Below are 8,275 nucleotides of genomic sequence, written 5' to 3'. Positions count from 1 at the left end.
CCCGCTGGCTGCGCTGGCCGACCCCCGGTGCCCGCCTCGGCTACGGCGCCGACTACAACCCGGAACAGTGGCCGCGCGAGGTGTGGCGCGAGGACGTCCGGCTGATGCGGGAGGCCGGCGTCAACATCGTCTCGCTCGGCATCTTCTCCTGGGCCCACCTCCAACCGACCGCCGACAGCTGGGAGTTCGGCTGGCTGGACGAGGTGATGGACCTGCTGCACGAGCACGGCGTCGCCGTCGACCTGGCCACCGCGACGGCCTCGCCGCCGCCCTGGCTCACCACCGCCCACCCGGAGATCCTGCCGGTCACCAGGACCGGCGAGACCCTCTGGCCCGGCGCCCGCCAGCACTGGCGGCCCACCTCCCCGATCTTCAGGGAGCACGCGCTGCGCCTGGTCACCGCGCTGGCCGAACGCTACGCCGACCACCCGGCGTTGACCGCCTGGCACATCGGCAACGAACTCGGCTGCCACAACATCTACGACTACTCGGACGACGCCGCGGCCGCCTTCCGCGCCTGGCTGCGCGGCCGCTACGAGACACTCGACGCGCTCAACCACGCCTGGGGCACCGCCTTCTGGTCCCAGCGCTACAGCGACTGGGCGCAGCCGCTGCCGCCGCGGCTCGCCGCCTCGCACCCCAACCCCACCCAGCAGCTCGACTTCAAGCGGTTCTCGTCCGACGCGCTCAAGGAGTACCTGCGCGCCGAACGCGAGGTGCTCCGCCGGCTCACCCCCGACGTGCCGGTGACCACCAACTTCATGGTGATGGGCGAGACGAAGGGCATGAACTACGCCGACTGGGCGGGTGAGGTCGACTTCGTCTCCAACGACCACTACGTGCACCCGGGGCCGCAGGGCCTCGACGAGCTGTCCTTCTCCGCGAACCTGGTCGGCAACCTCGCCGGCGGCCGGCCCTGGTTCCTGATGGAGCACTCCACCAGCGCCGTCAACTGGCAGCCGGTCAACCGCGCCAAGCGGCGCGGCGAGCTGGCCCGCGACTCGCTGCTGCACCTGGCGCACGGCGCGGACGCCGTCTGCTTCTTCCAGTGGCGGCAGTCGGCGGCCGGCGCCGAGAAGTACCACTCGGCGATGGTGCCGCACGCCGGCGAGGACAGCGCCGTGTTCCGGGCCGTCGCCGAGCTCGGCCGGGTGCTGCGGGACGACCTCGCGCCGGTCGCCGGGGCCGGGCGGCGTCCGGCCCGCGCCGCCATCCTGTTCGACTGGGAGTCCTGGTGGGCCAGCGAACAGGACTCCCACCCCACGGAGTTGCTGCGCTACCGGCAGGAGGCCCTGGACTGGTACTCGGCTTTCCTCGGGCTCGGCGTGCGGGTGGACGTGGTGCCCACCGGCACCGCGCTCGACGGCTACGACGTCGTGGTGGCGCCCGTGTTGCACGTGCTGCCGGCCGAACTCGCCAAGGAGCTCACGGGCTTCGTCGAGGCCGGCGGCCACCTGGTCACCACCTACTTCTCCGGGATCGTCGACGAGAACGAACACGCCTGGCTGGGCGGCTACCCGGGGCCGCTGCGCGAGCTGCTCGGCATCCGCGTGGAGGAGTTCGGGCCGCTCCTCGCGGACGAGGCGGTCGAGCTGGACGACGGCACCACCGGCACCCTGTGGACGGACGAGATCACCGTCACGGACCCGGAGGCGGTCGAGGTGCTCGCCGCCTACCGCACCGGCCCGCAGGCCGGCCGCCCGGCCGTCACCCGCCGCCGGGTCCCGGGCGGCGGCTCGGCCTCGTACGTCTCCACCCGGCTCGGCGCCCGGGGGTTGCCAGGGGTGCTCGGCCGGGTGCTGGCCGGCGCCGGCGTCTCGGGCGAGCTGCCGGCGGCGGCCCGGGGCGAGGTCGAGCTGACGATCCGTCACCAGAACGGTGTCGAGTACTGGTTCCTGATCAACCGCACCGACCACGAGGTCGAACTCCCCGACGTCACGGGCGAGCCGCTGACCGGCTCGCTTCCGCTGGCGCCGCGCGGCGTGACCGTCCTGCGGCGCTGAGCACTCCCCGGGGGAGCACCGACGACCGCCGACGGCACCGCGGCCACGTGCCGGTGTCGCCACTCGCTGTGCCGGGCCGCGCGGATCCCGCGCGGCCGCCCACCCAACGAAGGGACGTTCAACGGTGAAGAGACCCGCCAGAGCTCGCCGGCTGATCTGCTGCCTCGGTGTGGCCGCGCTGACGGCGAGCGGCCTCGCCGCCGGGCAGGCGAGCGCGGACGAGTCGGCCACGGTCGCCGACCGCGTCACCATCCGCCCCAACCCCTCCTACCAGGGCGACGAGTTCGAGGGCTGGGGCACCAGCCTCGTCTGGTTCGCCAACGCCACGGGCGACTACCCGGACGAGATCCGGGAGGAGCTGGCCGACCTCGTCTTCGGCGAGGACGGGCTCAACCTCAACATCGCCCGCTACAACGTCGGCGGCGGCAACGCGCCGGACGTCACCGACTACCTCAGGGCCGGCGGCGCGGTCGAGGGCTGGTGGCGCGCGCCCGAGGGAACCACCCGCGACGACCTCGACTGGTGGTCGGCCGACGACCCGGCCGACTGGAACCCGGACGCGGACGCGACCCAGCGCTGGTGGATCGACCACGTCAAGGACGACATCGACCACTGGGAGGCGTTCAGCAACTCGCCGCCCTGGTTCATGACGGTCAGCGGGTACGTCTCCGGTGGCTTCGACTCGAGCGCCGACCAGCTGCGCACCGACTCGGTGGACGACTTCGCCGCCTATCTGGTGGGCGCCGTCGACCGGTTGGAGCGGGCGCACGACATCGAGGTCGACACCATCGACCCCTTCAACGAGCCCAACACCCCTTACTGGGGCACCAGGTTGGGCGAGGACGGCGAACCGGTCGGCGGGCGCCAGGAGGGCGCCCACATGGGCCCCGAGCTGCAACAGCAGGTGATCCGCGCGCTGGCCGCCGAGCTCGACTCGCGGGGCACCCGCACCGACGCGGTGATCGCGGCGATGGACGAGACCAACCCCGGGACGTTCGCCCGCAACTGGTCCGCGTACCCCGACGAGGTGCGCGACCTGGTCGAGCAGCTCAACGTGCACACCTACGGCACCGGTTCACGGACCACCGTCCGCGACCTGGCCAAGGCGGCCGGGACCCCGCTGTGGATGAGCGAGGTCGAGGGCGACTGGGGTGACGGGCAGGACTTCGCGTCCATGCGGCCCGGCCTGGGTCTGGCCCGGCACATGGTCGACGACCTTCGCGAACTGGAGCCCACGGCCTGGGTGTTCTGGCAGCCCGTGGAGGACTACGACAACATGCGGCCGGGCGGCGAGTCGCCCGAGGGCGGCAACTGGGGCAGCATCCAGCTCCCGTTCAGCTGCGACGGCGGGGACACCCTGGAGACCTGCCCGATCCACACCAACCAGAAGTTCAACACCGCGCGGAACTTCACCCACTACATCAGGCCGGGCGACCACCTCGTCCAGGTGGACGACCCCGCCAGCACGGCCGCCGTCGCCGCGGACGGCAGGGGTGCCACCGTGGTGCACGTCAACGACGGCGCCGAGGCGCGCGAGGTCACCCTGGACCTGTCCGCGTTCGGCCGCGTCGCCAGGGGCGCCACCGTCACCCCGGTGGTGACCAGCGCGGACGGCGCGCTCGTCGAACACGAGCCGGTCCGCGTCACCGGCCGGTCGGCCACCTACCAGGTGCCGGCCGACTCGGTCACCACCTTCGTCGTCGACGGCGTCTCGGGAGTGGCGCGGGACGCGGCCACCTTCCGGCCGGGCCACGAGTACCGGCTCGGCGGCGTGCAGAGCGGTCGGGCGCTGACCGTCTCCGACGACGGCTCGGGCGTGGTGATCCGGGCCGCCGACGGGGCGCGTGACGACCAGCTGTGGCGCGTCGCGCCGTCGGGCGACCGCTACGTGCTGACGAGCGCCGCCGACGGGCGCCGGCTCGCGGAGCGGGACGGCGCCCCGGTCCTGGAGCGCGACCGCGGCCGGCCCGACCGGGCGGCGCAGTGGATCGCGTCCTCGACGGGCGACGGCACCTGGACGTTCGTCAACGCGGCCACCGGCAACCTGCTGGAGGTCGGCGGCCAGGCCACGGCGGAGAACTCACCGGTCACCGTGTGGCCGCCCAACTCCGGTGCGAACCAACGCTGGTCCGTGAGCGGCTGAGTGTGGCGTTCCGGGGCGCGCGTGGCGCGCGCCCCGGCGTCGCGCCCCGATTTCACCCCTTTGGGTGTGCATGGATGCCGGGCGGTTTTCCCACCGGACGGGTGGGGAGCCAGCGGGTGGAGTGCTCGCAAGTGTCCACGGAGGGTGGCGTGCAACACATGGAGACGCGGACGGAACCGAACCAGGCGATCGTGCCGGGTCTGTTGAGCGAGGGGGAACAGCCCGACTTCCCACGGGTGTTGATGCTCGCGGCCGGAGGCACCATCGCCCGCGCGCTGGCCGTCGCCGCCCGGCTGCGGATCCCCGAGCTGCTGGCCGCCGGTCCGCTGTCGTCCGGGGAACTGGCCAAACGCGCGGAGTGCCATCCGGAGGCGCTCGACCGGCTCCTCGGCACCCTGGCGCTCGCGGGCGTCCTGACACGGGTGGCGGACGGCGGCTACCGGTTGACCGACGCGGGCGCGGTCCTCCGCTCCGACCACCCGGCCTCGCTGCGGAACACCGTGATGCTGCTCGCCGAGACCTACGACGACGCGTTCCGCGGCCTGCTGACCACCGTCACCAGCGGCGAGTCCGCGTTCCGCGAGGTGTTCGGGGTCTCGCTCTACGAGCACCTGGCCGCGAACCCCGAGGAGGAGCGTGTCTTCGACGCCGCCATGGCCGAGATGTGCCGCCCGGTCGCGGCCGAGCTGGCCGGCGGCTACGACTTCTCCGGCGTCCGCACCGTCGTCGACGTCGGCGGCGGCGACGGCACCCTGCTCGGCGGGATCCTGCGGGAGCACCCGGAGCTCCGCGGGGTGTGCGTCGACCGGCCGAGCGTCTGCGAGCGCGCCGCCGCGCCGCCGCACCCCGCCGGCGACCGGATCGTGTTCCGCCCGGCCGACATCTTCACCGAGATCCCCGCGGCCGGCGACCGCTACGTGATCAAGAACGTGCTGCACGACTGGCCCACGGAGTGGCAGGTGCGCGTGCTGACCGCGATCCGCCGGGCGATGGCCGCGACGCCCGGCTCCCGGCTGCTGGTGATCGAGCCCATGCTGGAGGACGAGATCGACGCCCCGCACGCGCTGACCCAGATGGTGCTCTGCGAGGGCGGCACCCGCGGCTTCTCGGAGGCCGGCATGCGCCGGCTGCTGGCCGCCGCCGGCTTCACCCCGCTGTCGGCCGGCGCCTTGGCCGGCGACCACCGGCTCTTCGAGTGCGTCCCGAGCGCGGAGGCCGGCCCGGTTCCCGAGGCGAGGCCGGCAGGCGGCTGACCGGCACGCCCGCCCGGATGGCATCGTTGCCCAGGGGCAACCGCCGGCATCCGAGGAGGGCGACGTGGCCGCGTCATACGAGGCGATACCGGACGACTATCTCGACGGCTACGCGGAGATCCTCGCCGAGGTCTCCGCGACCGGCCGCCGGCTCACCAGGGACGAGCTGCGGGAGCGCCGTGCGCTGGGGGAGCGGGCGGCGCAGGAGGGGCTCGCGCTCCGTGAGCTGGTCCGGGTCCACCTGGCGGCCACCCGCGTGCTCTGGCGCGAGCTGCCCGGGGTGACCGGCGCGCTCGGCGTCCGGCAGGTGGGGCTGACCGCCGAGGGCGTGCTGGCCGCCGCCGAGCAGGCCGTCGACGCGCTGGCCGAGGGATTCGAGCGGGCGCAACTGCTCGCGGTGCGCCGGGACGAGGCGGCCCGCCGCGAGTTCATCGACGACCTGCTGCACGGCCGCGGCGACCCGGGCAGCCTGTCCGGGCGCGCCGAGCGGTACGGCCTGCGGCTCGCGCACACCCACGCCGTGGCGGTGGCGCGGGCGGCCAGCCCGTACGACGACACGCACGCGCTCACCCGACGCATGGACGACGCGATGGTCGGCCGCTTCGGCGTCCGTGAGGTGCTGCTCACCACCAAGGACGGCCGGCTGGTCTGCATCGCGCCGGGACACCGCCCCGAGGTGCTCGAGTACTTCGCCGACCGCGTGCGGAGCGCGGTCGACGAGGAGGAGCACCGGCCGCGGATAGCGCTCGGCCGGCCGCACGCGGGCCCCGCCGGGGTGGTCCAGTCCTACGAGGAGGCGCTGAGCGCGCTGGAGCTCGCCGAACGGGCGCTGATCGACGGCGTGGTGCTGCGCGCGGCCGAACTGCTGGTGTTCCCCGTCCTCACCAGAGACCGGCAGGCGATGGCGGACCTCGTACGCTCGGTGCTCGGGCCGCTGTCCGCCGCGCGAGGCGGCGCGGGCCCGCTGGTGCGCACGCTCGACGTCTACTTCGGCTCCGGCTGCGTGGCGGCCGAGACCGCGAGACGGCTCTCGCTCAGCGTCCGGGCGCTGACCTACCGGCTGGAACGGATCCACGCGCTGACGGGCTCCGACCCGGCGGATCCGCTGCAGCGCTACACGCTGCAGACCGCCGTGATCGGAGCCCAACTGCTGGACTGGCCCGCCGAGGAACTCTGACCCCGGCGGGCCGCGCGGCCGGTACGGTCACCGCTGCGAGGGCCCGTGCGAGGGCCCGTGCGAGGGCCCGTGCGAGGGCCGGTGCGGGGGCCGGCCGTCAGGCCTCCGCGGACACCTCGATCCGCTCGGCCGGCGCAGTCGAACCCGCCGAACCGGCGGACCCGGCCGAGCCGCCCACTCCCTTCGCCTCGGCGGCGAGGCCGATCCGCGCCGCCGTGCTCCCGGCGTCGACCTCCGGGCCGCCCCGGGCCGCGAGGCCGGAGAGCAGCGCGGTGAGGTCCACCCCGGTGGCCGAGGTGAGCAGCTCCATGCCCTGCGTCACGTTGTCCGCCACGGCGCGCGGGAGCCGGCCCGCGCCGTCCGTGGAGATCACCGTCATCTTGTCGATCGCGGACAGCGGCTCCGAGGCCTTGGCGACCACCTGCGGCAGCACCTCGACCAGCATCTGGACCATCGCCGCGTCCCCGTAACCGGCGAACGCCTCGGCCTTCCGCCGCATGGCCTCGGCCTCCGACGAACCGACGGCGGCGATCGCCGCGGCCTGGGCCTCGCCCTCCAGCCGGTGCGCGTCGGCCAGCGCGGCCCGCCGCTGCCGCTCGCCCTCGCCGGTCAGCCGGGCGCGTTCGGCCTCGGCGTGCGCCGCGGCCACGTCGGCCACCCGCCGTGCCTCGGCCTCCTGCTCGGCCCGGTAGCGCTGCGCGTCCGCCGGCTTGCGCACCTCGGTGTCGAGCTGGCGGTCCGTCAACTCGGCCTGCCGTACGGCGACCTTCTCCTGCTCGGCCAGCACCTCCTGGCGCCTGGCCGCCTCGGCCAGCGGCCCGGCCGCGTTGGCCTTGGCGGCCGCGGCCTCCGTCTCGACCTTGATCTCCGCCTGGCGCAGATAGAGCGTGCGCTGGGCGACCGCGATCTCCTCCTCGGCGCGGAGCCGCGCCTGCTCGGCGGTGCGCCGGGCCACGGCCTCGGCGATGTCCGCGTCCTGCCGAGCCCGCGCCGCCTCCGGCCGGCCGAGGTCGGCCAGATAGCTGCCCTCGGCGGCGATGTCCTGGATCTGGAAGGTGTCGAGCACCAGGCCCTGCCCCGAGAGGCTGGCCTCGGCCTCCTCCGCGACCTGACCGGCGAACGCGGCCCGGTCCCGGATCACCTCCTCCACCGACATCCGCCCGACGATCGCCCGCAGCGCGCCGGACAACACCTCCTGCGTGAAGGGCACGACGCCCTGCTGCTGGCGGAGGAAGCGCTGGGCGGCCGACCGGATGGCGGCATCGGTACCGCCCACCTTGACGATGGCCACGCCGTCGAGATCCACCTTCACCCCGCGCAGCGTGACCGCGCCGCGGACCGCCACCGGGATGTGCCGGCTCGACAGGTCCATCACGTGCCGGTGTTGCACGAACGGCACCACGAACACCCCGGAGCCGACCACGACCTTCTGGCCACCCGCGTTGCGGGAGACCCGACCGGTGACGACGAACGCCTCGCTCGGCCCCGCCACCTTGTAGCGCGAGACGACCAACAGGCCGAGCAGCAACAGGAGGACGACCACCCCCACGACGGACACGACGACCACACTCATGACAGAGCCTCTTCTCTTCCGGATCCCCCCGGGTCTGGCCCGGATCGACCGACGGCCGGCGGCGTTCGCACCGCCCGGCCGCCGAGCGCGTGGCGCACGCACCCCCCGTGCGCCACGCGCCCATTC

5 protein-coding genes are annotated in these 8,275 nt (G+C 74.2%); 4 read left to right on the top strand and 1 reads right to left on the bottom strand.

The features are described 5' to 3' along the window. Positions 1–8: 8 nt before the first annotated feature. The 4 genes from E1283_RS26830 (at position 9) to E1283_RS26815 (ending at position 6,576) form a co-directional block, all read left to right on the top strand. Positions 9–2,003, top strand: coding sequence for a beta-galactosidase (locus tag E1283_RS26830; RefSeq protein ID WP_132820739.1), 1,995 nt, complete (start codon positions 9–11; stop codon positions 2,001–2,003). 124 nt (positions 2,004–2,127) lie between these two features. Then, positions 2,128–4,146: a glycoside hydrolase gene (locus E1283_RS26825; RefSeq protein WP_132820738.1), complete on the top strand. Its 2,019-nt coding sequence runs from the start codon at positions 2,128–2,130 to the stop codon at positions 4,144–4,146. Positions 4,147–4,304: 158 nt separating this feature from the next. Then, on the top strand, positions 4,305–5,399 hold the full coding sequence (locus E1283_RS26820; RefSeq protein WP_165956251.1) for a methyltransferase: 1,095 nt from the start codon (positions 4,305–4,307) through the stop codon (positions 5,397–5,399). 64 nt (positions 5,400–5,463) lie between these two features. Then, positions 5,464–6,576 (top strand): PucR family transcriptional regulator, encoded by a 1,113-nt coding sequence (locus E1283_RS26815; RefSeq protein WP_132820736.1) that lies wholly within the window; start codon positions 5,464–5,466, stop codon positions 6,574–6,576. A 97-nt stretch (positions 6,577–6,673) separates the two neighbouring features. Here E1283_RS26815 and E1283_RS26810 read toward each other — a convergent pair whose 3' ends face one another. Continuing rightward, the gene (locus tag E1283_RS26810; RefSeq protein ID WP_132820735.1) at positions 6,674–8,149 is read right to left on the bottom strand and encodes a flotillin family protein; all 1,476 of its coding nucleotides are present in this window, start codon (positions 8,147–8,149) and stop codon (positions 6,674–6,676) included. Between the last annotated feature and the right edge of the window lie 126 nt (positions 8,150–8,275).

Source organism: Streptomyces hainanensis (assembly GCF_004348415.1).
GTDB classification, from domain to species: Bacteria; Actinomycetota; Actinomycetes; order Streptomycetales; family Streptomycetaceae; genus Streptomyces; species Streptomyces hainanensis.
This window is presented reverse-complemented; position numbering and strand designations above follow the sequence as displayed.

Coding starts and splice junctions, on each gene's coding strand:
- E1283_RS26810 (WP_132820735.1), bottom strand. CDS start 8,149: ATGAGTGTGGTCGTCGTGTCCGTCGTGGGGGTGGTCGTCCTCCTGTTG.
- E1283_RS26820 (WP_165956251.1), top strand. CDS start 4,305: ATGGAGACGCGGACGGAACCGAACCAGGCGATCGTGCCGGGTCTGTTG.